Source organism: Halovulum marinum, assembly GCF_009697225.1.
GTDB classification, from domain to species: Bacteria; Pseudomonadota; Alphaproteobacteria; order Rhodobacterales; family Rhodobacteraceae; genus Halovulum; species Halovulum marinum.
In genome coordinates, this window is the sequence record NZ_WIND01000003.1 from 98,370 (window position 1) to 125,333 (window position 26,964).

Consider the following 26,964-nt stretch of genomic DNA (forward strand, 5'->3'; position numbering starts at 1 on the left):
CGGTCTCGGGGCGACGGGCTCGGGGCGACAGGTGCAGCGCAGCACGCTGGCGATGCGGGGCGTGCCGGATCTCCCACAGGTAGATGCCCTGCCAGGTGCCCAGCTCGCAACCCAGCTGGTAAACGCCCGCCCTCAGTACAAAATTTCCGAGGCTTTCCGCGCGGGAGCCAAGTTGTCAATGTCAGGTCGCCGCACTAGGTTGACCAAACGCCCGCTGCCGAGAGCGAGATCCAATGAGCGAACTTGCCCAATACGCGATCCTGTTCGGCCTCACGGTCGGTGTTCTGGGCTTGGTGCTCAGCCTTCATGCGCTGGCGCGGGTCATCGGGCAAAGCCGTGCCGAGCCCGCCAAGGACGTACCCGCGGCCGCCGGCTCGCTGTCGCGCGATCCGGTCTGGGTGCGCTACCACGCCAAGTATTACGGCTATGCGCTTTTGTTTCTCGCCTTCGACATGGAAATGGCTTTCATGTACCCGTGGGCGGTGGTCTACCGCGAGGAAGGGCTGGTCGCGCTTCTCGACATGGGCGTGTTCCTGGCGATTCTGTTTCTCGGGCTTCTCTATGGCTGGTCCCAAGGCGCGCTGAGGCGGCAATGACGGTGCTGTCGGGCGCGCGCGAAGGGGCGATCACGGGTCTGCGGGGCCTGATCGCCCGGGCGATGGCGCGCGATCTGTGCGCTTTCGTGGTGCCGGGTGCGGATGTGGCGCGGGCGCGCGGGCTGGACGTCGGCGCGGCCGGTCTGCACCGCACCGACACGCCGCGCCATGCGAATGTGCTGCTGGTGGCCGGGCCGGTGACGCCCGCGCTGGTCGAGGCCGCCAGCGTGGTCTGGGCCCAGATGCCCCGGCCCCGCGCGATCCTGGCGCTGGAGGCCGGCGATATCGCCCCCCTGCCCGCTCCCGATGCGGCAGGCGTGCTGGCACAGGATGGGCTGGTGGCGGGCCTTGCCGATTTGCGCCGCGCCTTCGTCGGTGGGGCCTTCGCGGAGCAGGTTGCCGACTTCGAGGCACCGGCGCTGACGACGCAGATCGAATACACCTGCCCGATGCACCCCGAGGTGATCTCGGACGAGCCCGGCAAATGCCCGAAATGCGGCATGGTTCTGGTGGAACGCGAGGTTTCGGGCGCGGCGCAAAAAGGCCATGAAGGCCATGAAGGCCATGAAGGCCATGAAGGCCATGAAGGCCATGAAGGCCATGAAGGCCATGAAGGCCATGAAGGCCATGAAGGCCATGAAGGCCATGAAGGCCATGAAGGCCATGAAGGCCATGAAGGCCATGAAGGCCATGAAGGCCATGAAAAATCGCCCGAGCGTCCGGCGCAAGCCGAAAACACCGGGCACTCGGCCCATGCCGTCCATGCGCCGGAGCAACCGGCGACGTATACCTGCCCGATGCACCCCGAGGTAACCTCCGACCGCCCCGGCTCCTGTCCCAAATGCGGGATGGACCTCGTGCCCCGGGGCCAGGCCGGGGAACACGGCGACGGGGGACATTCCGGACATGGCGGGCATGGCAGCCACGCTGGACATGGCAGCCACGCTGGACATGGCGGCCACGGGGATCACGGCGGCCATGGCGGACACGAGGAACATGGCGGCCACGGATCCGCCCCGGACATTCCCGGTATCGAGCCGCATTTCATGTCCATGGTCGGGCTGACCGAGGGCAAACCGGTCAGCCCCGACGGCCTTGTTATGGAATGGATCGACGCCCCCTTCGGCCCTTTCTTTCCGGGCCTGCCCGGGGGGCTGGGGCTGACGCTGACGCTTGACGGCGACAGCGTGGTGCGGGCCGCGGTCTCCAGCCACGCCTCGGGACCGCCAGCGCCCGACCTTGCGGCGAAAGACCTGCCCGACCGTCTGGCCGCGCTTTCGCCGCTGGCGCCGGGCGCGCTGCGGGAACTGGCCTGTCGCGCGCTGGAGTCGGTCTCGGGCATCGCGCCCGGCCCGGACGCGGCCACCGCCCGCGCCGCGGCCGTCGAACGCGAACGGGTGGCGAGCCACCTTAACTGGCTCGCCGATCTCGCCCGGCAGACCGGGCTTTCGTGGCTGGAGCGCCGCGCCGCCGCCCTGCATCAGGGCCTGCGCGCGGCCGGCACGGACGAGATCGCCCGCCGCGCCCCGGCGATCCGCGCCTTGGCAGGCCGGGTGCGCCGCACCCCGCTCCTGCGTGACAAGCTGGCCGGTATCGGACGGATCGGCACATCCGGTGCCGAAGGTATCGTTGGCCCCGTCGCGCGCGCCACCGGGCTTGCGACCGATGCCCGAGCCGACGATCCCGCCTATGCCGAGCTTGGCTTCGCCACCCTCACGCAGACCAGCGGCGATGCGTGGGCGCGTCTGTCGCAACGCCTGGCCGAGATCGGGCAAAGCCTCGATCTGATCGCGCGGGCCGGCGCCATCGCCCTGCCCGAGGCGCCCGCGCCCCTGCCGCGCGACGGGCACGGCATGGCCTCTCTCGAAACGCCGCGCGGAAAGGCGACCCTGCACCTGATCCTCAAGGACGGCTCGGCCGGAACCGTGCACCTGACGACGCCCTTCGCGGCGCTTGCGGCGCTGGTCGAGCCGATGACGCGGCAGATGGAACTGGCCGAGGCGCTCACCGCCATCGCCTCGCTCGACCTCGACCCCTGGGGGGTCGACGCATGAGCATCGTTCTTGTCCTTCTTGCGCTTGCCATCGGCTGCTACCTGGTGGCCGTGTTCGAAGGCTGGGCCGTCCACGGCCGGTTCAGCCTGATGCGGCCCGCCATCTCGGCGCTGGCGCTGCTGGGGCGCGAACAGATCCTGCCGCGCACGCCCGACCGGCTGTTTTTCGAAACGGGGCCGATCCTGCTGCTTGTAGCGGGGCTTTTGTCAGTGGCGGTGATCCCGCTGGCGCCGGGGCTGATCATCACCGACCTGGCCATCGGCGCGCTGTTTCTCAACGCCGCGCTGGCCTATGTGCTGGTCGCGCTGATCATGGCCGGGTGGGGGCCGAACGGGGCCTACGCGATGGTCGGCGGCTGGCGGTTCCTGGGGCAGTTCATCGCCTATGCGATGCTGATCGTCATGCCGATCACAGCGGTGGCGATGCGCGCCGAGTCGCTTTCCACCACCCAGATCGTCCTGTCGCAGGCGGCGCTCTGGAACGTCGTTTACCAACCGATCGGATTTGTCCTGTTCGTGATCGCGGCCCTTGGCGTCGCCTGGCTGCCGCCCATCGATCTGCCCACCGGCGGCGGCGATCTGGCCGGCGGGGTCGAGGCCGAATATACCGGCGCGCGGCTGGCCGTCTGGCGACTGGCGCGGCTGGTGATTGTCGTGGCGCTGTCGGGCGCGACGGTCACCTTCTACTTCGGCGGCTGGCTCGGGCCGTGGCTGCCGGGCTGGGCCTGGACGGCGCTCAAGACCGTGGCCGTCGCGGCGGCGATGCTGACGCTGGGCCGCCACCTGCCGCGGCTGCGCGAGGAACGCTATCTTGCCGTCAGCTGGAAACTGGGCATTTCCCTGGCCCTGGCCAACATCTTCCTTGTCGGCGTCATCGCCCTGCTGGTGCCGATATGAGCCTTGGCCCTGTCCTGTTCCTCGCCTTCTTCGGCATCGCGGCGATCTGGTTCGGCGTGGTGGTGTTCCGCACCCAGTCGATGGTGCGCTCGGCGATTGCGTTGCTGTTCTCGCAAACCTCGGTCGGCGCGATGTTCCTGGTCATGCAGGCCGAATTTCTGGGCGTGCTGCAGATCATGATGATGGCCACCGAGATGAGCGTCATGGCGATCTTCATGGTGATGTTCATGATGGACCCGGGCGGCATGGGCAAGATGGACATGACCCACCAGAAGCGCCTGTCGCTCCGGGCGGGCGGCATCGGGCTGGTCGCGGCGCTGGTGGTGATCTGGACGGCCGGCTGGCAGGGTCCGGTGCCGGAGGTTCCGGGCGCGGACGAACAGGCCCGGATGCTGGGGCGCGAGATTCTGGGGCGCTCGATGTTCATCTTCGAAAGCGCCGCGCTGATGATCCTGACCGCGATGATCGCCGCGACCATGGTCGCCGTCGCACCGCAGGAAAGGGACCGGCCATGATCCCGGAACTGATGATCGCGCTCTCGGTGGGGGCGGCGCTGTTCGGCGTCGGGCTTTACGGTGCGCTCAGCCAGACCAACCTGGTGATGATCCTCATGGGGGTGGAGCTGGTGCTCGCCTCCGCGCTGGTGAACACGGTTGCCTTCTGGCGCTATCTGCACCCGGACGTGACGGCAGCCAAGATGTATGTGCTGATCGTCATGGCGGTCATGGCGCTGGAAATGGCGGTGGGTTTCGGCATCGCCGTCGCCCGGTTCCGCGCGCGCGGGTCGGTCGAGATGGAAGAAGCGCGGGAGCTCAAGGGATGATCTGGCTGGCGCTCGTGCTTCTGGCGCCGCTGGGGGCGGCGCTTGCGGTCTTTGCGCTGCGGCGCGCGCCCGCGGCCATCGCGCTGGCCGGGGCGGGGCTGGGTCTGATCGGCGCGCTGGGGTTGTTCGCCGGGGCCCCGGGCGGCGCCGCGGTGACGGCCGCACTGCCCTTCCTGCCCGATCTGCCGATCCGGCTGCTGGCCGGCCCGCTGACCGCGACGCTGGCGCTGGTGGTCGCCACCGTGGCGGCGATGGTGCTGGTCTATGCGGCGGGCTACATGGCCCATGACCCCGAGCGGGTGCGTTTTTTCGGCACCATGCTGATGTTCATCGCCGCGATGGAGCTTCTGGTGCTCTCGGGCGACTGGATCACGCTTCTGGCGGCATGGGAGATGATCGGCTTCGCGTCCTACCTGCTGATCGGTTTCTGGCATACCCGCGACGGTGTGCCCGGCGCGGCAACGCGCGCGTTCCTATACACCCGCTCGGCCGATCTCGGGCTTTACATCGCCGCCTTCCTGCTGATCGGCGTGGCCGGCACATCGGAGATTTCCGCCACGCTCGCCACCACCGGCACCCCGGCGCTGATCGCCGGGCTGTTGCTGCTGGGCGCGGCCACGGGCAAGTCGGCACAGGTGCCGATGCAGGACTGGCTGATGCGGGCGATGGCCGGGCCGACGCCGGTTTCGGCGCTGCTGCATTCCGCGACGCTGGTGGCGGCGGGCGCGATCCTGCTGATCCGCACCGCCCCGATGCTGCCGGGCGGCGCGCTGCTGGCGATTGGCCTTGTCGGCGGGATCACCACCGTTGCGGCCGGGCTGATGGCGCTGGCGGCAAGCGACCTCAAGCGCCTGCTCGCCGCCTCAACCGCCAGCCAGTACGGGCTGATGCTGGTGGCGCTCGGCGCGGGGGTCCCGGTCGCCGCATTGCTGCACCTGATCGCCCATGCAGCGATCAAGTCGGCGCTGTTTCTGGGCGCGGGCGTTTTTCAGCATGACCGCGACAGCACCGATCTCGACGCGTTGGCCGGCGCGGGCCGGGCCCGTCCCGGCATCTTCGCAGGCTTCGCACTGGCCGCGCTGGCGCTGGCGGGCTTGCCGCCGATGGCGGCCTTCTTTTCCAAGGACGCGATCCTCGCCGCCGCGCTGGACAGTCCTGCCGCCGTCTGGCTGCTGCCGCTGGCCCTGCTGGGATCGGGGCTGACCGGGGCCTACATGGCCCGCGCGCTGAAGGTGCTGTGGAGCGGGGCCGCCGACAGGCCCACCGACGCGGTGCCGCTGATGGCCACCGGCATGGGCGGTCTGGTGGTGCTGGCTGCGACGCTGGGCTTCGGGTTCAAGCCGCTTGAGGCGATGCTGGGCGCGCCCCTGCCGGAGCCGGCCTGGATCATCCCGGCGATGGGGCTTGCCGTGGGCCTGGGCGGGCTGGCGCTGGGCTGGGTCCTCGCGCCGACGCGGCTGCTCGGCCCGCTGTTCGGACCGGCGTCGGGCGGGTTCGAAATCGCCGGCGGGATGCAGGCACTTGTCGCCCGCCCGGCGCTGGCGCTGGCCGCCGCTTGCGAGCGGATCGACCAGTTTCTCATCGGCACTGTCGTGCTCGGCGGCGTGGCCGGCGGGGCCCGCGCGCTCGCCGCGATGGTCGAAGCCGTCGAAACTCGCCTGCTGGAAGCCGTGCGCGCGATCGGCCGGATCAACCTGTCCCTGGGCCGGTTCAGCCGCCGCACAGACCGCGACACCATCGATGGCGCAATCTTCGGGCTGGTCGACCGGACGATCGCGCTCGGCGCCCGCGCCCGCCGGCTGCAAAGCGGCTTCATTCACCGGGAAATGGCACTGACCTTTGCCGGAATCGCCCTTGTCATCGGCCTGCTGCTCGCCGCCCCGATCTACTTCTGAGGACCGTACATGCCGCTTTTGACCATCGCCACCTTCTTGCCGATCCTTGCCGGACTCGCGCTCATGGTCCTGCCGGACCGCTCGGCCCGGATCGCGCATCGCGTCTCCATCGGGGCGACCGGGGCCGTCTTTCTGATCACGCTGGCGATCTGGGCGCGCGGCATCAGCCCCGACGGCTTTGCGCAGGTCGAGGAGATCGCCTGGATCCGCGCCATCGGCGCGGCCTACCGACTTGGCCTTGACGGGCTGAGCCTGCCACTGGTGCTGCTGACCTCGGTGCTGTTCCTGCTCTCGGCGATCTATTCGGCCCGCATCGGCGAGCGCGCGGCGTCCTACGTCGTGCTGATGCTGATGCTGGAGACCGCCGCGCTGGGCACCTTCATGGCGCTGGACGGGCTTCTGTTCTACGTCTTTTTCGAGGTCTCGCTGGTGGGCATGTACTTCATGATCGCCGGCTGGGGCTACGAGGACCGGCAACGCGCCGCGCTGATGTTTTTCCTGTATACGCTGCTGGGGTCGCTGCCACTGTTGCTGGCCATCATCGGGCTTTACCTCGGCTCGGGCACCTTCGACATGCGCGCCTGGATCGACGCGCCACCGCTGACGGGCATCGCCGCCATGCTGGCGCTGATCGCCATGCTGTTCACCTTTGCGGTCAAGATCCCGGCCTTTCCGGTGCATACCTGGCTGCCGGCGGCGCATGTGCAGGCGCCGACGGCGGGCAGCGTGATCCTTGCCGGCGTGATGCTGAAATTCGGCACCTACGGGCTGGTGCGCTTCGCCTACCTGATGACACCCGAGGCCTTTGCGCGGGCCGGTCAGGTGATCCTGGCCTTCGGGGTGGTCAGCGCGCTTTACGGCGCCTTCGCGGCGCTGGCGCAGACGGATCTGAAGAAGATGATCGCATACACGTCCGTCAACCACATGGGCTATGTGGTGATGGGCGTCGCCGTGGCGGCGCTGGCGAGTGACCCGCGCACGCGCACAATCGGGCTCGACGGTGCGACCCTGCAGATGGTCAGCCACGGGCTTGTCACCGGTGCGCTGTTCTTCCTCGTCGGCATGTTGCAGGACCGCGCGCACAGTCGCGGCATGGCCGATTTCGGCGGGCTTCTGGGCCGGGTTCCGTGGCTGGGATGGGCCTTCGTCCTGTCGGCCTTCGCCTCGCTGGGGCTGCCGGGGCTGGCGCATTTTCCGGCCGAGTTCCAGATCTTCCTCGCCACCCTCAACGGCATGCCCTGGGGCATCGTCGCGATCCTGGCCATCGTGGTGACTGCGGCGCTGTATCTGCGGGCCATCGCGGCGGTGTTTCTGGGCGAGGCGAACCCGAAATGGGCCGACATGCCCGACCTTGACCGACGCGAGAAGCTGGTCGTGGTGCCGCTGCTGATCCTGACAGTGCTGGTGGGCATCGCGCCGGGCTGGCTGATCGACATGATCCATACCACCATGACGCGCATTGGCGGCTGATGGGACGCGACCTCGCCCTTCTTGGTCCGGAACTGCTGCTGGCCGGGGCCGCGATGCTGATGATCGTGGCCGAAATGGCCCGCGCGGCGCGGCTGGTGCTCGCGATCGGACTGACGGCGCTTGCCCTGTCGACGGCGCTGACGTTGCCCATGCTCGACGCCGAGACGAGCGTGTTTGGCGGCACCTACCGGATCGACGCCATCGCCGGATGGGCCAAGCTGATCCTGCTGCCGGGAACGGCGCTGGCACTGCTGATGGCACGGGCCGAGATCGCCGGGCGCGACCGCGAAGGCAGCGTCTATGCGCTGATCGTGCTGGTGACGCTGGGCGCGCTGATGCTGTCGGGCGCGGGCGACATGATGGTTCTGGTCATCGGCGTGGTGCTGACGGGGCTGGGATCCTTCGCGCTGGTGGCCTACCCGCGCGACGATGCCGCCACCGAGGCGGGGATGAAATACCTGGTGTTCGGCTCGGTCACCGGATCGGTGATGATCTACGGGCTGACCTTCTGGTTCGGCGGCGCCGGCTCGACACTGTTTTCGGAACTGGGCCAGCTTCGGGGGCAGACGCTTGTCCTGATCGCCGGGCTGATCGCGGTGATCGCAGGCCTTGGCTACAAGGCGGCGCTGGTGCCGTTCCATTTCTGGGCGCCCGATGCCTATGACGGCGCGCCGGTCTCGGTCGCGGCCTATCTTTCGGTGATCACCAAGGCCGCGGCCTTCTTCGCCTTCGCGCAGGTGCTGCGCGACCTGCCGCGCGAGGCGGGGTGGCCCGTCGCGCTTGCGCTGATCTCGGCGGCGACGATGACCTACGGCTATCTCGCGGCGCTGGTGCAGACCAACCTCGTCCGGCTGATCGCCTATTCCTCGGTGGCGCAGTCGGGATACCTGCTCATGGGCGTCGTCGCCCTGGGCGTCAGCCCGATCGCGGTTCCGGCGATCCTGATCTTCGCGGCGGCCTATGTGGCAATGAATCTCGGCGCGTTTGCCGTGATCATGGTGGCCGGCCGGTCGCTCGCCGATCTTGAAGGTATCGGCCGGTCGCGCCCCTGGTTCGGGGTCGCGATGGTGGTGTTTCTTCTGTCGCTTACCGGTATTCCGCCGCTTTTCGGCTTTGTCGGCAAGGTCTACCTGTTCATGGCCGCGGTCGAGGCGGGGTTCCTGTGGCTGGCGGTCATCGGCATCCTGAACTCGGTCCTCGCGCTCGGGGTCTATCTGCGCATGGTGGTGCCGATGTACCGCACAGCCGAGGCGGGCGCGCCGGACCCGGCCGGGCTGCCGCTTGCCACGGTCATCGCCGCGACCGCGGGGGCGACACTGGGCCTTGGCGTGCTGGCGGGCATGTTTCTGCCCTGATGCCGAATTCGGCTGATCGATCGCGGTCAAGGACGTTGTTCCGCACCATCGGCTTGTGGCTGTCATGCCGCCATGCTCGACGTCCTTCTGAAGCGCGAAAGTGCAAACATGCCTTCAGGCGGTCGCGCGGCGTATCAGGCGGAACCCCAGATCGACGATCTGGGGTGCGGTATGATCACGGGGATGCAACAGGATCTCGGCGGTGCGGCGGCCGATCTCGGCGCCCGGGAAAGCCACCGTGGTCAGGTCGAGCGCGGCCTCGGAAGCGACTTCGAGCCCGCCGAACCCCGCCACCGCCAGCCCGTCCGGCACCGACAGGCCCGTGCGGCGGGCTTCGCACAGCGCGCCGACCGCCACCGGATCGCTGACGCAGATCACCGCGTCCAGATCCGGCCAGCGCACGCGCGCTTCGCGCAGGGCCCGCGCGCCGAACTCGGCGTTCGGAAGATCGCCGGCGCCCCGCGACACCGGCCGCGGCGCGCCCAGCCCCGCCGCCTCCAGCGCGGCGGCGTAGCCCTCGGCCCGGCGCCGGCCCCGGCTGTCGTTTGGCCGGTCGCCGCCCAGGAAGGCGATCGCTCGGCGCCCGGATCCGATCAGGTACTCGGTCAGCGCGTGCCCAGCCGCGCGGTTCGAGAACCCCACCACATGACCGACCGGATCGTCCGGCATCTGCCAGATCTCGACGACCGGCACCCGGGACGCGGCGAGCATCCGGCGCACGTCCGCGGTGTGCGCGGTGCTGGTCAGCACCAGCCCGTCCGGGCGCCGTCCCAGCAACGTGCGCACCGCCTCCTCCTCGAGCGCGGGGTCGTAGTCGGTGCTGGTCAGCAGCAGCTCGTGCCCGGCGCCGCGCAGGCGCTGCGACAGACCGTCGATGGTCGACGCGAAGACGGAATCGCCAAGGGTCGAGACCAGCGCGCCGATCACGCCGCTGCGCATGGACGACAGCGCGCCGGCGGTCCTGTCCGGCACATAGCCCAGTTCGCGGATCGCGGCCTGCACCCGGCGCCGGGTCTCGGGCGCAACCTTGTCCGGCGTACGGATGACGCGGGAAACGGTGATCTTTCCCACCTCTGCGCGGGCGGCCACCTCGCCCATCGTCACCCATCTGTGCCTGCTCACCTGCGCGACCCCGCCCGCCAAACCCTGGGCGCGAGAATACGTTTGACCCGAAGCCGAGGCAAATGGTATCGATACCACAATGCGGCATGGTATCGATACCATAAGCAACCAGGGAGGATCAGATGCTCACGACCGATCAGATCGAATTCTATACCACGCAGGGCTACCTGCTGGTCGAGGATGTGCTGACGCCCGCGGAACTGGGCAAGATGCAGGATATCGCTCGCGATCTGATCGACAGGTCGCGCCAGGTGACGACAAGCGATGACGTCTACGATCTGGACGAGGGGCATTCCCCCGAGCAGCCCAAGCTGACCCGCATCAAGCTGCCCCACAAGCAACACCCCTATTTCTGGAACGTGCTGAAAAACTCGCGCATCACCGAGGTCATGCGCCAGCTTCTGGGCGCGAACGTGTTGCTGCAGACATCGAAGCTGAACACCAAGGCACCCGGCGGGGGGGCGGCGGTGGAATGGCACCAGGACTGGGCGTTCTATCCGCACACCAACGACGACATGCTGGCCTTCGGCGTGATGCTCGAGGACGTGACGCCGGAAAACGGCCCGCTGCAGGTGATCCCGGGCTCGCACAGGGGGCCGATCCTCAGCCACAACAATGCCGACGGCATCTTCTGCGGCGCGGTCGATCCCGACGATCCGGAATTCCACCTCGACCGCGCCGTGACCATCACCGGGCGCGCCGGCAGCATGTCCGTCCACCACGCGCGCACGCTGCACGGCTCGGCGCCCAACGTGTCTGACCGCGCGCGGCTGATGCTGTTCTACGAATGCTGCGCCGCCGATGCCTGGCCGCTGATGGGTGGCTCGGCCTATCTGCAACGGCTGCCGCAGGCCGAACAGTGGCAGGACTTGCTGGACCGGGTGGTGATCGGCGAGCCGGTGCTGCAGCCCCGGCTGGAACAGGTGCCCGTCCGGCTGCCGATGCCCCCCGCCCCGGATGTCAGCTCGATCTTCCAGCTTCAGAAAAGCGCCGGCGCCAAGTCCGCCTTCGCCCGCTGACCTCCCGCCCCGGCCTGCCGGCGCGCCGGGGCATCACGCGACGCGCCGACGCTCAACCCGGTACCGCCGTGACGGAATCCGCGCACAGATCGATCGACATGGCGTCGATGATCCGGTTTCTGAGCCAGGCATGCGCGGCATCGGCATCGTGGCGGCGGTGCCAGTAGAGCATCACGTCGAGGCGCGGCGGCTCGATCGGCGGGCGGTAGATGGCAAGGCCGAGCAGCGGCGCGACCCGGTTGGCGAAATGGACCGGCAGGCTGCCCAGGATCCCCGCCTCGGCCACCGCCAGCGCCACCGCGTGGAAGTGCGGCACCGTCAGCGCCACGCGCCGACGCAGCCCCTGCGCCGCGAGAGCGCGGTCGATGGTCCCGGTGCGGCCGCCGTCCATCGACATCAGCACCTGCGGCAACTCGCAGAACAGCGCGGCCGGCAGGCGCGCGCCCGGCGGCACACCAGCGCGGGCGATGGCCGCGTCGTCTGCCCGCGCCACCGTGACGATGAAAGATTCGTACAGCACATGGCCGCGGACCCAGTCGGGCGTCTCGATCCGCGAATCCACCGCCATGTCGACGGTTCCATCCGAGAGTAGCGGCGCCACCGAAGCGCTGGGATGGTCGAGCATCTGCAGGGTGATGCCCGGCGCGGTCCGGCAGATGGCATCGGCAAGCGGCGGCATCAGCAGCGTCGAGAAGTAATCCGACCCGAGAATGCGGAAGACATGGGTGGCTGTCGCCGGATCGAAGCCGGCGACGGTCGCCAGAGCGTCCTCGATCTGCCGCAGCGCCGTCCGGATCGGGTCGGCGAGTTGCTGCGCACGGGCGGTCGGCACCATGCGGTTGCCCTCGCGCACGAACAGCGCATCGCCGGTGATGTGGCGCAACCGGCCGATCGCCGCGCTGACCGCGGGCTGGCTCAGCCCGATCCGGTCGCCCGCGCGCGTGGTGTTGAGTTCGAGCATCATCGCGTCGAACACCCGCAGCAGGTTGAGATCCACCGCCGCCCAATTCACCAGCCGGATACCCTCCATACGGTCATTCGATTTCCGCGAGTCGCCCCGCGAGTATAGATCCATCGCATTCCCGGAGCAGCAAAACCCGGGAGCCAGCAGCGACATCGAGAGCTGCCGGTCCGGCGGCGGAAAGCCCGTCCCGGACGCTGCCCGACGCTGCTGTCCCACATTCGGTATCAGAGGTAAGACGATGACTTGCAAGAAGAAGATCCTCGCAGCCGCGGCGCTGCTGGCCACCGCCGGCACAGCGCACGCCCTGCAGCCCGGCGCCGGCGAACCGACGCTGGCCGAGGTCCGCGCGGCGACGGCGCGGTTCATGGACGTGGAGGCCGCGCTTGCCGACGGCTATGTCAGCGACCCGTCGAACCATTGCGAGACCGCCGCTTCGACCGGCCGGCCCGCGGCGGACGGCGCGATGGGTATCCACTTTTTCCGGCCCGACCTGCTTGGCATTTCGGGGCCGCCGGACCCGCGCGTGGACGGCACCGGTACGCATACCGACTTCCTCACGCCCGCGGTGCTGATCTACGAGCCCCAGGCCGACGGCTCGCTGGACCTGGTCGCGGTCGAGAACCTGGTGTTCAAGGCCGCCTGGGAGGCGGCGGGAAATGCCGAGCCGCCGCGCTTTCACGGGGTGCCCTACGACCTGATGGAGGACGATCCGGCCACCGAGGTCGACGAGGCCCACACGTTCGAGCCGCATTACGACCTCCATGTCTGGCTGCACCGCGACAATCCCGGCGGCATGTTCGCGCAGTTCAATCCGGCGGTGACATGCACGGACCATTCCGGCGGGCAGGACGCCCACGGAAACTGACCGCCGCCACCGCCCGCCGGTGGGCGGTGGCAATTCCGGAACAAGGATACACCCAATGTACGACGTCGCCATCGTCGGCGCGCGCTGCGCCGGCTCGGCCCTGGCCCTGATGCTTGCGCGTGCCGGGGCAAAGGTTCTCGTCATCGACCGCACGACATTCCCGAGCGACACGATGTCGGGGCACTATATCCAGCCAGCCGGCATTTCATGCCTCCGCCGGCTGGGGCTGATCGAGAGTCTCGCCGCGCTGGGCTATCCGCCGCAGGAGACCATTTCGGTCGACTTCGGCCGGACCGTCGTGGCCGGCCGCCCGGCGCCGATGCCGGACGGGACCGCTGTCGCCTACGCGCCGCGCCGGCACCGGTTCGACCCGATGCTGGCCGACGCCGCCGTGGCGGCGGGGGCCGAGCTTCGGGAAGCGACGAGCTTCGTCGAGCCGCTGCTGCGCGACGGCCGGGTGATCGGCCTGCGCACGTCCGCCGGCGGGCGCACAAACGATGTTCACGCCCGCCTGGTCGTCGGTGCCGACGGCAAGCGTTCCCGCGTCGCGCGGACGGTCGGCGCCGAAAGCTACGAGACGGCTCCGGCGCGAACCTGCGCCTACTACACATATTGGGAAGGCGCCGCCGTCGCCTCGGCCCGGCTTCTGGTCCGAGACGGGCTGTTCGCCGTGGCGGTGCCCTGTGGCGAAGGGCGGACCTTCCTTGCGCTGCAGTGGCCGCGCCACCGTTTTGCCGAGGTGCGCCGGGACATCGACGCCGCCACCCGAACCGCGGTCGCCGGCATCCCCTGGCTCGCGGCGCGGTTCGGCGCCGGCCGTCCGGCCGAGCGCTACATCGGCACCGGCGATCTAGACAGCTTCCTCAGGACGGCATCGGGTCCGGGCTGGGCGCTGGTCGGCGACGCCGGCCACCACAAGGATCCGATCACCGCGCAGGGCATGACCGACGCGCTGCTCGACGCGGAACTTCTGGCGGCCGCGGTGCTCGCGGGCTTGGGCGGCGGCCGCGATCTGGACGCGGCGCTGCGCGACTATGTCCAGGCGCGGGACCGGCGCGCGCTTCCGATGCACCGGGTCACGGCCGATCTGGCAAGGCTGGTTCCGCCACCCCCGGCAGCGCAGGAGGAGATGGCCGCGATGGCCGGGGATCCAATTGCCGCCGGGCGTTTCCTGGGGGTGATGGCTGGCAGCGTCGCGCCCGAGGAAATCTTCGGCCCCGCGGCGGAAAGGGCTGCGTGACAGGCCCCGGGAAGGGTCCGTTCACCGGCGCCGTCGCTTGAGACGGCGCCGGGAGCCATCGGTCCATTCGCCAACTTGCTCCCGCACCGCCTTACCGGCAGGCGGAGATCCAGGTGACGCCGTCGGGATTTGCGGTGCCGGGCCCGACGTGCTTGCCGGTCTCCAGATCCTCGACCACCATCGCCCGGGCGCGGTTCACGCGGCTTTTCACCGTGCCCATCGCCACGCCGCAGATCTCGGCCGCGGACTCGTAGCTTTCGCCCAGCATCACCACCAGCACCAGAACCTCGCGATAATGCACCGGCAGGCGGGCCACGGCGTCGAGCAGCTCGTTGCCACGGACGTGCCATTCCTGCGTCGGCGGAACCGAGATCGTTCCCGAAACGCAATCCTGGGCGCCGGTCCTCATCCGCGAGGTGCGGCTGACCTGGTTGAAGAAGGTGTTGCGCATGATGGTCAGCAGCCAGCCGCGCAGATTGGTGCCGGGTTTGAAATGGTCGACCTTCGCGATCGCCTTGAGCAACGTGTCCTGGACGAGGTCATCTACGTCCTGACCGGTTCTGGTGAGTACCCAGGCGTAGCCCCGTAGCGCCGGCATCAGTTCGATGATTTCGTCTTCAACTCTCATCTGCGCGGATCCCCCGCCGGCTCGCCCGGTTCGCTTCCGCATCAACGCGTGGCCACGGCCGGATGTTCCGGCTCGGCGGCGCGCACAGGCTTTCCGCGAGAAGATCCTCCCCTTCCCCCGCGAACGCATCCCCGTGCGCGTGGTCCACGCGCGGGGCTGTGGCGCCCACGGCTGTTCGGAGATCTGCGAGTCGCTCTCCGATCTCACCCGCGCCGACCTGTTCCAGCGGGCGCGGAGGGATCCGGCGTTCGCGCGGTCATAGACCGTCGCGCGAGCCAAGGGCGCAGCCGGCCTTGCCCGCGAGTTACGCGGCTTCGCCGTCTATCTTCCTGGCCGCGACAGTTTCCGGACTTCATCTCGCTGAGGCCCTAACCCTTGCACATGGTCATCTGGATCATGTCCGACCGACCGTTTCCACGATCCTGACGGCACCAGAGTCAGAACCGCCCGCTCACCCGGACGCGGCCATGCGGTAGATCTCGTCCAGTCCGCTGGCCAGGCTCACCAGCTGCGCGCAGTCCGGATCGCAGCGGCCGTCGCGCCCAAGTCGCGCCGCCCACGCCAGCGCCGCGCGCGCGCCCCAGTCGTCAGGCGGGACGACCAGACACTCTCGCGCCGTGCCGTGGTGGCGGAACGCAGTGAAGTCGTAGAACGAGCCGTCGACATTGCGCACCGCGGCGCCACCGCCGGTGCCGTGGACATCGACCGAAATCACCGCGTCCTGCCCCGCCGGCAGGTTCCACGAGCAGGCCAGCCGGACGATCGCGCCCGCAGTCGACTCCAGCGTGGCGGTGGCGAAGTCCTCGACCGCGCCGCTGCCGCCAACCGGCCGCCCGGCGCTGCGCAGATGCGCGCTGCGGCAGCGCAGGTCGGTGTCCCCGAGCATCCAGTGACCCAGGTCCAGCAGATGGATGCCAAGGTCGATCAGGCAGCCGCCGCCGGACCGGGCGCGGTCGCGGAACCAGGGTTTGTCGGGTCCGTAGGCGTTGTGGAACACCAGATCGACGGCGAAGACCTCGCCCAGCGCGCCGGACCGGGCAAGGTCCTGCACCGCCCGGAACGCCGCCGCGTGGCGGTAGCTGAGATCCGTCGCCAGCAGCCGGTCGGCACTGCGTGCCGCCGCCACCGCCCGTGCGGTCTCCTCGGCGTTCCGGCCCAGCGGTTTCTGGCAGAACACCGCGGCGCCGGCGTCCAGCGCCGCGATGGTCTGCGACGCGTGCATCGCGCTGGGGGTGGCGATGACCACGCCGTCCGGCCGCTGCGCAAGGACCGCGTCCAGTTCCGCCGCGCCGGTCGCGGCTGGCGCGACCTGCAGCGCCGCGTCCCGTGCCTCGGCGCTGGGATCGGCCACCGCGACCACTTCGCACAGCCCCGATTCCGCCAGCGCCTGCATCCGGTGGCGCCCGATCCAGCCGAGGCCGACAAAACCGAGGCGCGGACGCCGCGCGACGGTGCGCGAAGACGGCTCTCGCGTCAGCTGCATCGGATCAGCGCCTTGACGAAGCCGCCCGGCTTGTCGCGGGTCGCATCCAGCGCCGCGCCGAGGCCCTGCAGCGGGTAGACGTGGGTGAACAGCGGCCGCGGGTCGATCCGGCCGCCGACGACCGCCGCGACCGCCTCGCGCAGGCCGCGCATCTGCACGCCGGGGTCCCGCTCGTGGGCGTTGGCGACATCGAATCCCCGCCAGTTCCAGAGCTGCATGTTGACCTGCCGCGGTCCGTCCTGGTGGTAGCCGGCGATCACCAGCCGTCCGCCTTCGCACACCAGTTCGGCGGCGAGATCCAGCGGCCACTGCGCGCCCACCGCCTCGATCACCCGCGCGCAGAACGCGCCGCCGGTCAGTGCCGCGACGGCATCGATGATGCGGCAGTGATCGTCCATCCGGATGGTTTCCGCCGCGCCCATCTGGCGCGCGAGAGCCAGCGAGCTGTCGCGGCGCGAGATCGCGATCACGCGCGCCCCCGCCTGCGCCGCCAGCCGCACCAGCAGCGCCCCGAGAAATCCGATCCCGATGACAGCCACGTCCTGGTCCGGGCGGATGTCGCTGCGCGCGAAGACGTTCATCGCGCAGCCCAGCGGCTCGGCAGGGAACGGCATGTCGTCCAGCTCCGGCGGCAACTTCAGCGCCCGGTCGGCGGCGACTGTCTCGTGCGTGGCGAAGCCGTGCGTGCCCAGGTGCGCGACCCGATCGCCCGGCGCGAACCCGGTGACGCCAGCGCCGCATGTCTCGACCCGCCCCCACCCCTCGTGGCCGAGCGCGCCGGGCGCCAGCGGGAAGGACATCCAATCCGGCCCCGACCAGGGCCCGAGGTTGGAAGCGCAGACGCCGCAGCCCTCGAGCCGGATGCGCACCTCGCCCGCTGCGGGGTCGGCTGGCGCGATCCTTTTCACGACCACCTTGCCCGGCGCCATGATCCTGGCCGCGCGCGGGCGGCCTGCGGCGTCTGCCGCGCCCCATTCGGAGGATTGGTCCGTGGCATCGTCCAGATACTTCATGCGTAACATCCTGTCGGCTGAAATGTCTGCCCGGGCCCTGGGCGGACCCGCCCTGCCGGATCCGGAAACCGTGGGCCCCGGCATTTGTTCCTGCGCGGGCGGAAGAAGCTGCTGTTCATGCTGCAGAAGATGCTGCGGTCGATGCCGAAGAAGCCGCGGTCGCGCCCGGACACACGAGGGCATTGAGAAAACCCGGGAACATTCGGCCCGATCGCCTGTTCTCGGCCACCGTTGGATGCATCAACAGCAGGAGGCGGAACCATGGTGCGGACGCTGATCACCGGAGGGTGCGGATTCATCGGACGCCATCTTGCGCGGGAGCTGTTGAACGCGGGCCACGAGGTGGTGCTGTACGACGCGCTGCTGGATCAGGTGCACGGCGGCGCAGAGGTGGCCCTGCCCGAAGGCGCGCGGCTGCTGCGCGGCGACATCCGCGACCCCGAGCCGCTGCGCGCGGCAGTGAAGGACGCGGGCCGGGTGGTGCACCTGGCCGCCGAGGTCGGCGTCGGCCAGTCGATGTACGAGATCGCCCGCTACGTCGGCACCAACGACCTGGGAACGGCGGTGTTGCTGGAGGCGATCGCCGCACACCCGGTCGAGCGTCTGGTGCTGGCCTCGTCAATGAGCGTCTACGGCGAGGGGCGCTATCGCACCGAGGGCGGGCGCACCGTCGAGTCCGCCCGCCGGCGCGCGGACGATCTGGCCCGCGGCCTGTGGGAGCCGCGCGCCGACGGCGACGCGCTGGTCCCGGTCCCCACCGACGAGACCAAGCCGGTCGAGCTGGCCTCGATCTACGCGCTGACCAAGTACGCGCAGGAACGCGCGGTGCTGATCTTCGGCGAGGCGTACGACATTCCGGCGACTGCGCTGCGCCTGTTCAACGTGTTCGGCGCCGGTCAGGCGTTGTCGAACCCCTATACCGGGGTGCTGGCGAACTTCGCCTCGCGGCTGGCCAATGGCGAGCGGCCGACGGTGTTCGAGGACGGTGCGCAGAAACGCGACTTCGTGCACGTCGAGGATGTCGCCCGCGCCTTCCGGCTGGCGCTCGAGAGCGATCGCGCCGCGGGCGAGGTGATCAACATCGGCTCGGGCCGAAGCTATTCCATCGCCCGGGTGGCGCAACTGCTCGCCGAGACGATGGGCCGGTCGGACCTGCAGCCCGAGATCCTGAACAAGCTGCGCAAGGGCGACATCCGCAACTGCTTTGCCGACATCGGCAAGGCCCGCGACCTGCTGGGGTTCGAGCCGCGCTTCTCGCTCGAAAGCGACCTCGGGCCGTTCGTGGAATGGGTGCAATCCGCCCCCTTCACCGACCGCGGCCCCCAGATGCGCCGCGAGCTGGAACAGCGGGGGCTGGTGGCATGAGCGAGACGTTCGGTTTCGTCGAATGGTTTCGTCCCGGCGACCACGATAGGGTCGCGACCGTGCTGCCGGGGATCGCCGCTTCGGGCGCGCGGTGGCTGCGCACCCATGTCAGTTGGGCCGACTATCACGCCGAGGGCGGCGCGGAGTGGTACGACTGGTTGCTGCCGCGGCTGGCGGAAGAGTTCGAGGTGCTGCCGTGCGTGCACTACACGCCGCCGTCGCTGTCGCGCACCGGGCGCTCGTCCGGCGCGCCGCGGGTACTGAAGGATTACGCGGACTTCATCGACATGCTGCTGACACGTCACGGCAGGCATTTCACCCATGTCGAGTTGTGGAACGAGCCCAACAACCTGCTGGACTGGGACTGGCGCGAGGATACCGACTTCGCGCTGTTCGCCGAGATGGTCGCCGGCGCCGCGCACTGGGTGCAGCAGCGGGGATGGAAGACGGTGCTGGGCGGCCCCGCGCCGTTTGACGCCTATTGGCTGAACCTGATGGGCGAACGCGGCCTGCTGGCGAAGATGGACGCGGTCGGCATGCACGGCTTTCCCGGCACCTGGGACAGCGAAGAGGGCAGCTGGCGCGGCTGGCCGGCAAATCTGGCCGAGATGCGCGCGATCCTCGATCGGTACAACCCGCAGGCCGAGATGTGGATCACCGAAACCGGCTATTCCACCTGGCGGCGCGACGAGATGGCCCAGGCGCGGCGCTTCGTCGAGGCGCTGGATGCCGGGGCGGACCGGCTTTACTGGTACGCCTGGCGCGACCTGCCGGAGCACGTCGCGGTCCAGGAGGGGCTGTGGTTCGATCCCCGGCACTACCACCTGGGCGTGGTCGACGCGACGAACCGTCCGAAGCTGCTGGCGCGGTTCCTGACGCAAGGCGGCGTGCCGCGTGTGCGCGAGGCGATCCGGCTGGCGGCGCCGCGGATCGGCGGCCGGGCGCGGCCGGTGGTGATCACCGGCGGCAGCGGCTTCATCGGCGCCAACCTCGCCGACAGCTATCTGTCCGACGGGCGCGAGGTGGTAATCTACGACAATCTCAGCCGGCCGGGGGTCGAGCGGAACCTGCACTGGCTCAGTACCCGGCACGGGGCGCGGGTGCATGCCGCCTCGGACGATCTGCGCGACGAGCAGGCGCTGCGCACCGCGGTGGCCGACGCCGAGGCGGTGTTCCACCTGGCGGCGCAGACCGCCGTCACCACCTCGCTGGAGCAGCCGATCGACGACTTCGAGGTCAACGCGCGCGGCACGCTGAACCTGCTCGAGGCGCTGCGCGCGACCGGCCGCAAGGTGCCGGTGGTGTTCGCCAGCACCAACAAGGTCTACGGCGCGCTGGACGATATCAAGGTCGAGCAGACCGCCGACGCCTGCCGCCCCGTCGAGGCCTCGTTTGACCGTGGCGTCGACGAACGCCGGCCACTGGATTTCTGCACCCCCTACGGCTGCTCGAAAGGGGTCGCCGACCAGTACGTGCTGGACTACGCCAAAAGCTACGGCCTGCCGGCGGCGGTGCTGCGGATGAGCTGCATCTACGGGCCGCGCCAGTTCGGCACCGAGGACCAGGGCTGGGTGGCGCATTTCCTGATCCGCGCGCTGGAGGAACGACCGATCACCGTCTTCGGCACCGGCAGGCAGGTGCGCGACGTGCTGGACGTCTCGGACGCGATTGCCGCCTACCGGCTGCTGATGGCGCGGATCGGCGTGCTCTCGGGTCGCGCCTTCAACCTGGGCGGGGGGCCGGCAAACGCCGTCAGCCTGCGCCAGGTGCTGCGCGAGATCGAGACCGTGACCGGGCGCGCGCCGCAGGTCACGCAGGCCGACTGGCGGCAGGGCGACCAGCCCTGGTTCGTCGCCGACACCCGCCGGCTGACCCGGGCAACGGGCTGGACCGCGAAAGTCGGCTGGCGCAGGGGCCTGCGCGGGCTGGCGCACTGGCTGGCGGAAGACCGCGGCCTGGACCTGCTGCCGGAAAGGCAGACCGCATGAGCGCGGCGCGGATCCTGATGACGCTCGATGCGGTCGGCGGTGTCTGGCGCTATGCGCTGGACCTGGCGCGGGGGCTGCGCGCGGCGGGCGACACGGTGATCCTGGCCGGGCTGGGCCCGGCGCCCTCGGCGGCGCAGCGGGCCGAGGCCGCGGATATCGGACCGCTGGAATGGGGCGGCGCGCCGCTGGACTGGCTGGCCGACGGCCCCGAGGCGCTGTCCGGCGTCGGACCCTGGCTGGCGGATCTGGCCTACCGGCACCGGACGACGCATCTGCATCTGAACCTGCCGTCGCAGGCGGCGGACCTGCCGCCGATGCCGGGCGCGCCGCGGGTGGTGGCGGTCTCGCATTCCTGTCTGGCAAGCTGGTTCGCCGCGGTGCGCGGCACGGGCGTTCCGCCGGCGTTGCGCTGGCACCCGACGCTGACCGCGCGGGGGCTGGCGCGCGCCGACGTCGCCGTCGCGCCGTCGCGCAGCCATGCCGACGCGCTGGCGCGCTGCTACCGGCTGGATCGGCAGGTTCAGGTGGTGCACAACGGCGCGCCGCCGCGGCCGGCAGCCGCGAGGCGGCGCGCCGAGGTCGTCGCCGCCGGCCGCTGGTGGGACGAGGGCAAGAACGCCGCCGTGCTGGACGCCGCCGCCGCGCGGCTGGACTGGTCGGTGCGCATGATCGGTCCGCTGGACGGGCCGAACGGCGCCGCCGCCAGCGTCCGCCATGCCGACGCCTGCGGCCCGATCCCCGCCGAGGCCGCCCGCCGCCGGATCGCCGGCGCCGGCATCTTCGTCTCGCCCTCGCGCTACGAGCCGTTCGGCCTGGCGGTGCTCGAGGCGGCGCAGGGCGGCGCGCCTCTGGTGCTGTCCGACATCCCCACGTTTTGCGAGCTGTGGGAGGGCGCGGCGCTGTTCTTCCCCGCCGGCGATGCGGATGCGCTACGGGACCGGCTGCGGCGACTGATCGACGATCCCGCCTTGGCGGGGCGCATGGGCGCCGCAGCGCGGGCGCGGGCGTGCGCCTACGGCCTGCAAAGACAGATAGACGGGATGCGCGCACTGTACCGGGCGGCGACCGCCGGCCCCCGTCCCGCCCTGACCGCGGCGGAGTGAGCCATGCGTTTCCTGTTCTACACCCATTCGCTCGCCTCGGACTGGAACCACGGCAACGCCCATTTCCTGCGCGGCGTGATGCGCGCGCTGCAGGCGCGGGGCCACGAGACGACGGCGCTGGAACCGGCGGACGGCTGGAGCCGCGAGAACCTGCTGGCCGACCGCGGGCCCGGCGCGCTGGACGCCTTCGCCCGCAGCTTTCCCGACCTCGACAGCCGCACCTACGGGCCGGATTTCGTGCACGAGGCGGCGCTGGACGACGCCGACGTGGAGGTGGTCCACGAATGGACCGAGCCTGCACTGGTGGCGCGCATCGGCCGCGCGCGGCGGGCTGGCGGGCGGTTCCTGCTGCTGTTCCACGACACCCACCACCGGGCGATCAGCGCGGGCCAGCAGATCGCCGGGCTGGACCTGGACGGCTTCGACGGCGTGCTTGCGTTCGGCGAGTCGCTGCGCGAGCACTATCTGTCGGCCGGCTGGGGACGGCAGGTGTTCACCTGGCACGAGGCCGCAGACACCTCGGTGTTCCGACCGCTCGATGTCGGCCCGGAATCGGGCGATCTGGTCTGGATCGGCAACTGGGGCGACGGCGAGCGCACGCGCGAGCTGGAGACCTTCCTGATCGCGCCGTGCGAGCGGCTGCGCCTGCGCGCGCGCATTCACGGCGTGCGCTATCCGGCCGAAGCCCTGGCGCGGCTGCGCGGCGCCGGGATCGACTACGCCGGATCGATCGCCAACACCGACGTGCCTGTCGCCTTTGCCCGGCACCGGGTCACCGTGCACGTCCCGCGCCGGCCCTACGTCCGGCACCTGCCCGGCATTCCCACGATCCGCCCGTTCGAGGCGCTGGCCTGCGGCATCCCGCTGGTCAGCGCGCCCTGGCAGGACGCCGAGGGGCTGTTCCGCCCCGGCGACTTCCGCGTCGCCCGCGACGGAAACGAGATGTGCGGCCACCTGACCGAGCTGCTGCGCGACCCCGAAGCGGCGGCCGCGCAGGCCCGCGCCGGGCGCGAGACGGTGCTGGCGCGGCACACCTGCGGCCACCGCGCGGACGAGTTGCTGGCGATCGTCGGCCGGCTCGGCCTTGCCGGGTCGCGGCAGAAGGAGGCCGCCACATGACCCGGATCGCGTTCTACGGCTCCAGCCTGCTGTCCAGCTACTGGAACGGCGCGGCGACCTACTATCGCGGGCTGCTGCAGGCGCTGGCGATGTTCGGGCACGACATCTCGTTCTACGAGCCCGACGCCTTCGACCGGCAGGCGCATCGGGACATCGATCCGCCCGGCTGGGCCCGCGTCGTCGTCTGGGAGGCCAGCGCCAGGGGGCTGTCCCGGGCCGCCGCCCGCGCCGCCGAGGCCGAGGTGGTGATCAAGGCCAGCGGCGTCGGCTACGAGGACGACACGCTGTTGCAGGAGGTCATGGGTGCGGCACGGCCGGGCGCCCTGCGGATCTTCTGGGACGTGGACGCGCCGGCGACGCTGGCGGCGATGCAGGCGGATCCCGACGACCGGCTGCGCCGGTTGCTGCCGTCGCTCGACCTCGTGCTGACCTATGGCGGCGGCGCGCCGGTGGTCGCGGCCTACCGCGCGCTGGGGGCGCGCGACTGCATCCCGATCTACAACGCGCTGGATCCCGAAAGCCATTTCCGCACCGCGCCCGACCCGCGCTTCGAGGCCGATCTCGCCTTCCTCGGCAACCGCCTGCCGGACCGCGAAGCGCGGGTCGAGGAATTCTTCCTGCGCCCGGCCCGCGCGTTGCCGGAGATGCGCTTTGTGCTGGGCGGCTCGGGCTGGGAGGAGGCAACACTGCCGCGCAACGTCCGCCTTCTGGGGCATGTGCCCACGCGCGAGCACAATGCCTTCAACGTCACCCCGCGGATGGTGCTGAACGTGGCGCGGGACAGCATGGCGCAGACCGGCTTCTCGCCCGCAACGCGGGTGTTCGAGGCCGCCGGCGCGGGCGCATGCCTGATCACCGACGCCTGGGAAGGTATCGAGATGTTCCTCGAACCCGGGGCCGAGGTGCTGGTGGCACAGGACGGCGACGACGTGATCCGGCACCTGCGCGCGACCGGGGCCGACGCCGCGGGCGAGATCGGCGCACGGGCGCAGGCGCGGGTGCTGGCCGAGCACACCTATACGGACCGCGCCGCCCTGGTGCACGGCATCCTGAAGAACCGCATCCGGCAGACGGAGCACGCATCATGACCCGACCGCTGGAGATCGCGATCCTCGGCCTGTCGCTGACCTCGTCCTGGGGCAACGGGCATGCCACCACCTATCGTGCGCTGCTGCGCGGGCTGGCCGCCGAAGGCCACCGGGTACTGTTCCTGGAACGCGACGTGCCGTGGTACGCCGACCATCGCGACCTGCCGGAGCCGGATTTCTGCCGGCTGGAGCTTTACGACGACATCCCCGGAATGCTGGCGCGCCACGGCGCGGCGCTGGACCGCGCCGACGCGGTGATCGTCGGCTCCTATGTGCCCGAGGGCCGGCAGCTGATCGACACGCTGGCGGCGCGGGATCTGCGTCAGCTGTGCTTCTACGACATCGACACGCCGGTGACGATGGACCTGCTGGACCGCGGCGACGAGGCGCATCTGGCGCGCCGGCAGGTGCCGCTGTTCGACAGCTATTTCTCGTTCGCGGGCGGAGAGGTGCTGGACCGGCTGCACCGGCAGTACGGCGCGCGGCGGCCGCGGGCGCTGTACTGTTCGGTCGACGCCGAGCGCTATAGGCCGGTCGAGACGCCGATCCGCTGGGACATGGGCTATCTGGGAACCTACAGTCCGGATCGCCAGCCGGGGCTTGAGCGGCTGCTGCTGGAGCCCGCGCGGCAGCGGCCGGACCTGCGCTTCGTCGTCGCCGGGGCGCAGTATCCGCGCGACATCGACTGGCCCGCCAACGTCGACCGGATCGACCACCTGCCGCCCGAAGAACACGCCGCCTTCTACTGCGCGCAGCGCTTCACGCTCAACATCACCCGCGACGCGATGCGCCGGCTGGGCTGGTCGCCCAGCGTCCGCCTGTTCGAGGCCGCCGCCTGTGGCACCGCGATCCTGTCGGACCGCTGGCAGGGGCTGGACGAGCTGTTCCCCGAGGGCGAGGCGATCGTCATCGCCGACGGCACCGCGGACGCGCTTGCGGCGCTGACGCAGATCCCGGGCCGGCGCCGGTCGGACATCGCACAGGCGGCGCGCACGCGCGTGCTGCGCGAGCACACGGGCCAGGCACGGGCACGGGCGCTGGCGGCAGCACTGATGACCGAACCCGCACAAGTCACGGCCTGAGCGGCCAAGCTGGAGAGCACGAATGGAAATGTCATTGTTTCGCAAGACCGTTCTCGTCGCCGGCGGCGCCGGTTTCATCGGCTCGCATCTCTGCGCCGAGCTGCTCGGGCGCGGGGCGCGGGTGATCTGCGTCGACAGCTTCCTGACCGGCCGGCGCGGCAACATCGCGCGCTTTCTGGACGATCCGGCATTCCGGCTGATCGAGAACGACGTGGCGCAGCCACTGCACGTCGACGGGCGGCTGCACCAGATCTACAACCTGGCCTCGCCGGCCTCGCCGCCGCAGTACCAGGCCGACCCGGAACACACGATGCTGACCAACGTGCTGGGTACGAGGAACCTGCTGGCGCTGGCGCGGGACAAGAGCGCACGCTTCGTGCAGGCCTCGACCAGCGAAGTCTACGGCGATCCGCAGATGCATCCGCAGAAAGAGGACTACGTCGGCCACGTCAACTGCACCGGGACCCGCGCCTGCTATGACGAGGGCAAGCGCGCCGCCGAAAGCCTGTGCTTCGACCACCTGCGCGCCGGCGCGGCGGACGTGCGGGTGGCGCGGATCTTCAACACCTATGGCCCGCAGATGTGTCCGGACGACGGGCGGATCGTGTCCAACCTGATCTGCCAGGCGCTGCAGAACCGGCCGATGACGATCTATGGCGACGGCAGCCAGACGCGCAGCTTCTGCTATGTCTCGGATATGGTCGAGGGGCTGATCCGGCTGATGGAACGTGCCGCGCCGCCGGAAACGCCGGTCAACCTGGGCAATCCCGGCGAGTTCACGGTCATGGAGCTGGCAAACCTGATCCGCCGGCTGGTTCCGACGACGGCCAAGCCGGTGTTCCGGCCGCTGCCGCAGGATGATCCGCGCAAGCGGCGGCCGGACATCTCCCTTGCCGGGCAGCTGCTGGAGTGGCGGCCGCAGGTGGCGCTCGAACACGGGCTGCGCCAGACCATCCCCTGGTTCGAGAGCCAGCTGTTTCCGGCGGCGCCGGAGGGCGCGGCGCAGTCGCTGCCGGCAGCGGAATGAACCGGCCCGCGGATGACGGGCTCGCCCAGCGGATCGCCGCGCTGGGCCCCTGGTTCCACAACCTGCGCATCGCCGGGATCGAGACCGCACCGGACCACCCCCTGGGGGATTACCCGGCATTCAAGTGGCGCGGCTTCGCCCATGTTCTGCCCGACGACCTCGGGGGCGCCAGCGTGCTCGACATCGGCTGCAACGCCGGCTTCTACAGCCTGGAGATGGCCCGCCGCGGCGCCGGGCAGGTGGTCGCCATCGACAGCGACCCGCGCTACCTGCAGCAGGCGCGGCTCGCGGCCGAGATGGCGGGCGAAGTCGGCCGGCGAATCCACTTCCAGCAACTGAACGTCTATCAGGTCGGCCAGCTGCGGCAGCGGTTCGATCTGGTGATCTTCATGGGCGTCTTCTACCACCTGCGACACCCGCTGCTGGCGCTGGACCTGCTGCACGAACATGTCGTCGCCGACCGGCTTCTGTTCCAGTCCATGCAGCGCGGCGCGAACGGTGCGGCTCCGGTGCGGTCCGACTATCCCTTCGGCGAATGGAGCGTCTTCGAGCGCCCGGACTGGCCCAAGCTGCACTTCGTCGAGCACCGCTACGCGCAGGATCCGACCAACTGGTTCATCCCGAACGCCGCGGCCGTCGAAGCCATGCTGCGCAGCGCCGGGTTCGAAATCCTCGAGCGGCCGGAGCGCGAGGTCTACCTGTGCGCCCGGACCGTCCGTCCCGAAACGGTCGCCGCGCCGCCCAGGATCGCGGGCTAGATGACCGGGCG

Annotated in this window: 25 protein-coding genes; 20 read left to right on the forward strand and 5 right to left on the reverse strand. The window is 70.2% G+C overall.

Features of this window, described 5'->3' with window-relative positions; all coding sequences use genetic code 11:
- The first annotated feature begins 233 nt into the window (after positions 1-233).
- From GE300_RS06120 to GE300_RS06160, 8 genes are read left to right on the forward strand one after another with little or no spacing between them, the layout of a single operon-like run.
- Positions 234-596: an NADH-quinone oxidoreductase subunit A gene (locus GE300_RS06120; protein ID WP_154445679.1), complete on the forward strand. Its 363-nt coding sequence runs from the start codon at positions 234-236 to the stop codon at positions 594-596.
- Positions 593-2,650 carry a heavy metal-binding domain-containing protein gene (locus GE300_RS22870; RefSeq protein WP_233416813.1) on the forward strand — a complete coding sequence of 686 codons (2,058 nt, stop codon included), beginning with the start codon at positions 593-595 and terminating at the stop codon, positions 2,648-2,650. The genes GE300_RS06120 and GE300_RS22870 overlap by 4 nt, the downstream gene beginning before the upstream one ends.
- A complete protein-coding gene (locus GE300_RS06135) occupies positions 2,647-3,546 on the forward strand; it encodes a complex I subunit 1/NuoH family protein (RefSeq protein ID WP_154445680.1) in 900 nt (299 codons plus the stop codon). The genes GE300_RS22870 and GE300_RS06135 overlap by 4 nt, the downstream gene beginning before the upstream one ends.
- Positions 3,543-4,061, forward strand: coding sequence for an NADH-quinone oxidoreductase subunit J family protein (locus tag GE300_RS06140; protein WP_154445681.1), 519 nt, complete (start codon positions 3,543-3,545; stop codon positions 4,059-4,061). The genes GE300_RS06135 and GE300_RS06140 overlap by 4 nt, the downstream gene beginning before the upstream one ends.
- Positions 4,058-4,369, forward strand: coding sequence for an NADH-quinone oxidoreductase subunit NuoK (nuoK, locus tag GE300_RS06145; RefSeq protein WP_154445682.1), 312 nt, complete (start codon positions 4,058-4,060; stop codon positions 4,367-4,369). Before GE300_RS06140 ends, nuoK begins: the two co-directional genes overlap by 4 nt.
- Positions 4,366-6,264: an NADH-quinone oxidoreductase subunit 5 family protein gene (locus GE300_RS06150; RefSeq protein ID WP_154445683.1), complete on the forward strand. Its 1,899-nt coding sequence runs from the start codon at positions 4,366-4,368 to the stop codon at positions 6,262-6,264. Before nuoK ends, GE300_RS06150 begins: the two co-directional genes overlap by 4 nt.
- A 9-nt stretch (positions 6,265-6,273) precedes the next feature.
- Positions 6,274-7,734, forward strand: a complete 1,461-nt coding sequence (locus GE300_RS06155; RefSeq protein ID WP_154445684.1) for a complex I subunit 4 family protein — start codon at positions 6,274-6,276, stop codon at positions 7,732-7,734.
- The gene (locus tag GE300_RS06160) at positions 7,734-9,089 is read left to right on the forward strand and encodes an NADH-quinone oxidoreductase subunit N (protein ID WP_154445685.1); all 1,356 of its coding nucleotides are present in this window, start codon (positions 7,734-7,736) and stop codon (positions 9,087-9,089) included. The genes GE300_RS06155 and GE300_RS06160 overlap by 1 nt, the downstream gene beginning before the upstream one ends.
- Before the next feature lie 114 nt (positions 9,090-9,203).
- On the opposite strand, the gene GE300_RS06165 is transcribed toward GE300_RS06160, so the two are convergent.
- On the reverse strand, positions 9,204-10,211 hold the full coding sequence (locus GE300_RS06165; RefSeq protein WP_325063128.1) for a LacI family DNA-binding transcriptional regulator: 1,008 nt from the start codon (positions 10,209-10,211) through the stop codon (positions 9,204-9,206).
- Positions 10,212-10,333: 122 nt separating this feature from the next.
- On the opposite strand from GE300_RS06165, the gene GE300_RS06170 reads away from it, so the two are divergent.
- Positions 10,334-11,230 (forward strand): phytanoyl-CoA dioxygenase family protein, encoded by an 897-nt coding sequence (locus tag GE300_RS06170; protein WP_154445687.1) that lies wholly within the window; start codon positions 10,334-10,336, stop codon positions 11,228-11,230.
- A gap of 52 nt (positions 11,231-11,282) precedes the next feature.
- On the opposite strand, the gene GE300_RS06175 is transcribed toward GE300_RS06170, so the two are convergent.
- Positions 11,283-12,260 carry a LysR family transcriptional regulator gene (locus tag GE300_RS06175; RefSeq protein WP_154445688.1) on the reverse strand — a complete coding sequence of 326 codons (978 nt, stop codon included), beginning with the start codon at positions 12,258-12,260 and terminating at the stop codon, positions 11,283-11,285.
- Between the two features lie 172 nt (positions 12,261-12,432).
- Between GE300_RS06175 and GE300_RS06180 the strand changes: the two genes are divergently transcribed.
- Together GE300_RS06180 and GE300_RS06185 are read left to right on the forward strand one after the other, a co-directional pair.
- Positions 12,433-13,059: a hypothetical protein gene (locus tag GE300_RS06180; RefSeq protein WP_233416814.1), complete on the forward strand. Its 627-nt coding sequence runs from the start codon at positions 12,433-12,435 to the stop codon at positions 13,057-13,059.
- Between the two features lie 55 nt (positions 13,060-13,114).
- Positions 13,115-14,299, forward strand: coding sequence for an NAD(P)/FAD-dependent oxidoreductase (locus tag GE300_RS06185; protein WP_154445689.1), 1,185 nt, complete (start codon positions 13,115-13,117; stop codon positions 14,297-14,299).
- 91 nt (positions 14,300-14,390) lie between these two features.
- On the opposite strand, the gene GE300_RS06190 is transcribed toward GE300_RS06185, so the two are convergent.
- Positions 14,391-14,927 (reverse strand): sigma-70 family RNA polymerase sigma factor, encoded by a 537-nt coding sequence (locus tag GE300_RS06190; protein ID WP_154445690.1) that lies wholly within the window; start codon positions 14,925-14,927, stop codon positions 14,391-14,393.
- Between GE300_RS06190 and GE300_RS23845 the strand changes: the two genes are divergently transcribed.
- A complete protein-coding gene (locus GE300_RS23845; RefSeq protein ID WP_407647687.1) occupies positions 14,905-15,189 on the forward strand; it encodes a catalase in 285 nt (94 codons plus the stop codon). The genes GE300_RS06190 and GE300_RS23845 overlap by 23 nt on opposite strands.
- Before the next feature lie 189 nt (positions 15,190-15,378).
- Here GE300_RS23845 and GE300_RS06200 read toward each other — a convergent pair whose 3' ends face one another.
- Both GE300_RS06200 and GE300_RS06205 read right to left on the reverse strand, forming a co-directional pair.
- A complete protein-coding gene (locus tag GE300_RS06200) occupies positions 15,379-16,410 on the reverse strand; it encodes a Gfo/Idh/MocA family protein (RefSeq protein WP_154445691.1) in 1,032 nt (343 codons plus the stop codon).
- On the reverse strand, positions 16,401-17,339 hold the full coding sequence (locus GE300_RS06205) for an MDR/zinc-dependent alcohol dehydrogenase-like family protein (protein ID WP_233416847.1): 939 nt from the start codon (positions 17,337-17,339) through the stop codon (positions 16,401-16,403). Before GE300_RS06205 ends, GE300_RS06200 begins: the two co-directional genes overlap by 10 nt.
- A 345-nt stretch (positions 17,340-17,684) precedes the next feature.
- Here GE300_RS06205 and GE300_RS06210 point away from each other — a divergent pair, with 345 nt between their 5' ends.
- The 8 genes from GE300_RS06210 to GE300_RS06245 are packed head-to-tail and all read left to right on the forward strand — an operon-like array spanning position 17,685 to position 26,953.
- On the forward strand, positions 17,685-18,788 hold the full coding sequence (locus GE300_RS06210; protein WP_154445693.1) for an NAD-dependent epimerase/dehydratase family protein: 1,104 nt from the start codon (positions 17,685-17,687) through the stop codon (positions 18,786-18,788).
- Positions 18,785-20,776, forward strand: coding sequence for an NAD-dependent epimerase/dehydratase family protein (locus GE300_RS06215; RefSeq protein ID WP_154445694.1), 1,992 nt, complete (start codon positions 18,785-18,787; stop codon positions 20,774-20,776). The genes GE300_RS06210 and GE300_RS06215 overlap by 4 nt, the downstream gene beginning before the upstream one ends.
- Complete coding sequence (locus tag GE300_RS06220; RefSeq protein ID WP_154445695.1) at positions 20,773-21,879, forward strand: glycosyltransferase family 4 protein; 1,107 nt, start codon at positions 20,773-20,775, stop codon at positions 21,877-21,879. Before GE300_RS06215 ends, GE300_RS06220 begins: the two co-directional genes overlap by 4 nt.
- A 3-nt stretch (positions 21,880-21,882) precedes the next feature.
- The gene (locus GE300_RS06225) at positions 21,883-22,998 is read left to right on the forward strand and encodes a CgeB family protein (protein ID WP_154445696.1); all 1,116 of its coding nucleotides are present in this window, start codon (positions 21,883-21,885) and stop codon (positions 22,996-22,998) included.
- Complete coding sequence (locus GE300_RS06230; protein WP_154445697.1) at positions 22,995-24,086, forward strand: CgeB family protein; 1,092 nt, start codon at positions 22,995-22,997, stop codon at positions 24,084-24,086. Before GE300_RS06225 ends, GE300_RS06230 begins: the two co-directional genes overlap by 4 nt.
- The gene (locus tag GE300_RS06235; protein ID WP_154445698.1) at positions 24,083-25,168 is read left to right on the forward strand and encodes a CgeB family protein; all 1,086 of its coding nucleotides are present in this window, start codon (positions 24,083-24,085) and stop codon (positions 25,166-25,168) included. The genes GE300_RS06230 and GE300_RS06235 overlap by 4 nt, the downstream gene beginning before the upstream one ends.
- A 22-nt stretch (positions 25,169-25,190) precedes the next feature.
- Positions 25,191-26,195 (forward strand): UDP-glucuronic acid decarboxylase family protein, encoded by a 1,005-nt coding sequence (locus tag GE300_RS06240; RefSeq protein WP_154445699.1) that lies wholly within the window; start codon positions 25,191-25,193, stop codon positions 26,193-26,195.
- On the forward strand, positions 26,192-26,953 hold the full coding sequence (locus GE300_RS06245) for a TIGR04290 family methyltransferase (RefSeq protein WP_154445700.1): 762 nt from the start codon (positions 26,192-26,194) through the stop codon (positions 26,951-26,953). The genes GE300_RS06240 and GE300_RS06245 overlap by 4 nt, the downstream gene beginning before the upstream one ends.
- Positions 26,954-26,964 lie beyond the last annotated feature (11 nt).